General features: G+C 58.9%; 1 protein-coding gene. It reads right to left on the bottom strand.

What is annotated here, in order from left to right:
• A partial coding sequence (locus tag WB528_RS20210) for a hypothetical protein (protein WP_423890178.1) occupies window positions 1–2,572 on the bottom strand: 2,572 nt, incomplete at its 3' end.
• Window positions 2,573–2,770: the final 198 nt, after the last annotated feature.

Genomic DNA, 2,770 nt, shown 5'->3' with positions numbered 1-2,770 from the left:
CCAAATCCCGTGCGCCGCCCGGTTCAAGCATGAACGTGGCAGCGCCGGCTTTCCCAAATGAGATCATCCAGCCGCGCTTACGCAGGAAAGGCGGCAGAAGCGCTTTAACGGCCATACGCGCGGGCCTGTTGAAAGGGTTCTTGACCCGAAAACTAGTGCCGCTGAATGCGGTCACCAGCGATTTAACATTCGCGCCAGCCACTGCGCTGACGCTGCGCAGGCCGATATTATTGTCGTGTGGGACCAATCGCCAATCGGGCATTGAGTCACCGACGGTGAAGTTGTGCATGTTGCTTGGGTCGCCGGTTGCCGAAGCCACCATGAGCATGCAGTCGTGCCCGGCCGGTATCCATTCAAACGGTCCGACCAGGATTTCGGCGGAAGATTTGGGAGGCACGTTCGTCGCGACAAGCAGTGGCGTCTTCATGGGTTGCCAGTCGTTGGGAAAGCGACGACCCGCGGTTGGCCGGGAGTGAAATGCCCGTACGACGACTTTGGTCGCGGCCTCCGAGCCGCGGTTTTTGATCTTCACATAGGCGTAGTTGGTGACGCCGGCGGCTGGCTCCTCATGACTTGCGCCGCCATCGTTGCGGCGCCGATTCCAGATCGCCTTGCAGTTCCAATAGTTGGCTTGAAATTGATATTCGCCCCGGCGCCCATCCTCGATGTAGACGTCGACAGGTGGCGGCGCCCCATTCTTGTTGTTTGGCCGTTTTGTGCCGGCGAGTTGATACAGGCCCTGCTTCTCGAACGCCCAACGGATCACCTTTTGGCAGGCGCCCCCCGCCATGCCTTCTGTGGGCCAGTCCGCGAGGTCGGCTTTCATGAGCGCGCTGGCGAAGTGCGCCGCGTCCGGCGGACTGGTGGCCGGGGTCAACGTTTGGATGGCGCCAAGCAAAATGTGGCACGCCATGCGCGCCGCAAAGAGCCGGGTGGCGACATCTTCGGAATCGCCGCCGATCGCGCGGTAGAAGCGAAACATCGCGCTTGAGAGGATCTGTTCGTTGCTATAGCCGCCCGGATCTTTGTCTTGATCAAACGGATGGCGCGCGATGGCGCCGGCCCAGCCCCAGCCGCTCGCAGCGGTGCGGTCGTGGTGCCGCTGCGCGGATTTGGGAATGCCGACAAGCCACGGGAATGTCGCGCCGCGGTCGCGCGCCTTGCTGTCTGGGTCGTTGAGGATCGCGGCGAAGCTGTCGCCGGCGCTATGTGCGAATTTGAAGCGCGGAGAGCCGATGTGATTGTAAAGAATGCCGTGGCCTAATATTTCGTGCAGCACGATGCGCCAGTCGCAGGCTATGCCGATTGGCTTTTTTAGATTTCGCGTGTCGGCAAGTGAGAAGCAAGTGTAGCCGATGCCGGTGCCCTCTGAGTTGCCTGCGCAATGGGCATTGATCTCGTCGCCCTTCGGATGATTCTTGTCGTAATGACCGCGATGGTCGACCGGACTGGGAAATTTCGTTCCAGGAAAATAACGGGCAACGGGAAATCCGAGATCCTCGACCAGCCGAAAGACCCGGTCGCAGTTATAGTAGGCATTGACCGCGGCGAAATTATTAGTCCTCGCATTGAACTTGAAATTGCGCCCCGCCGGCCTGGTAGGCGGCGTCACTTTTGGACTGACGACGTTGGAAAGCCTCACATTGTTACCGCGCAAGGCCTGGATGCCTTTCACGGGCGGAGCGAGACCGGGAAGCGTTACGGTGCTGCGCAACCGGTTGAGCGCCGTGTTGCCCGCCCTCGGTCTCGGACCGCCGGCAAGTGTCACCGGATCGGCTTCAAACACCAAACCGGTGACGTTGTCGATGAAGGGGCGCAGTAGCAGCACTGACGATGTCTCTGCCTCGATCAGCGCAACCCAGTGTAACGGCCGAATCGGCGGGAAGTCGAAACTGAAGTAGACCGCGCTGACCACATAATGCATGCCGTCGCGGATCGAGGAATGGACGGCGGGTAGCGGCAGGGTGGGCCGTCCAGACAGAATGCCAGAGCCAGTCTCGGATGGCCGTGCCGTCGCATGTCTGAGCCTCATCTCGTCATGCTGATAGATCATGAGGCGTTTGCGATTAATGCCGAGCGCGCCGCTATGCGCCTTGCCGTCAAGACCAAGGTGCTTCGCCAATGCTCTAACGTCGAGCGCTTTTAGTCTCTTAATGTGCATTGCGTTCGGCCGCTTCACCGCGAGCTCGGGATGCTGCGTCGAGCGTGCGCCGACCACGCGCAGCGGATTGTGCTTCATCGTCACCGAGAGCCCGGCTTCCCAAACCGGCAGACCGAAACAGGTCTGGTGGTATGAAACGGTGCTTATGTCGGATTGACGCTTCTCGCTCAGGAAGCGATGTTCGACCCCGGTGGCTATTGGCTCATGTTCGGGTGAACGTGAGAGATTTTTCAGGTGCTCATGCCGCAGACCCAGCAAATGACCAAAGCGGCCCAAATATTCATGTGCTGCGAGACGCGGCTTTTGCGCTTTGGTAGTGACGTATTGATCGGTATGTGAAAGCAGCCGCGCGGTGCCATCCGAGGTGCGTATGACATTGGTTTTCGTACCCGCGTCGAATTCCTCGAACATCGCCACTTCCCCGGTCATATTTCGTTGGTGAACCCTTGAAGGGCTGGCCGTAACCCTCAGTGTTTGCCAACGTCTGAAGTTCGAATTTACATTGCGAGCATTGTGGGCACAACTTTGCCAGCCATACATCGCACGGTTTTTGAATCACGAAGTTATGAGGAATACATAAAGGTATTGTCTCCTGCGATTCATTGGTCG

Origin of the sequence: Bradyrhizobium sp. (genome assembly GCF_049586575.1) — a bacterium.
GTDB lineage: Bacteria > Pseudomonadota > Alphaproteobacteria > Rhizobiales > Xanthobacteraceae > Bradyrhizobium.
Note: the sequence above shows the minus strand (reverse complement) of the source record. Positions and strands in the feature narration are given on the sequence as shown.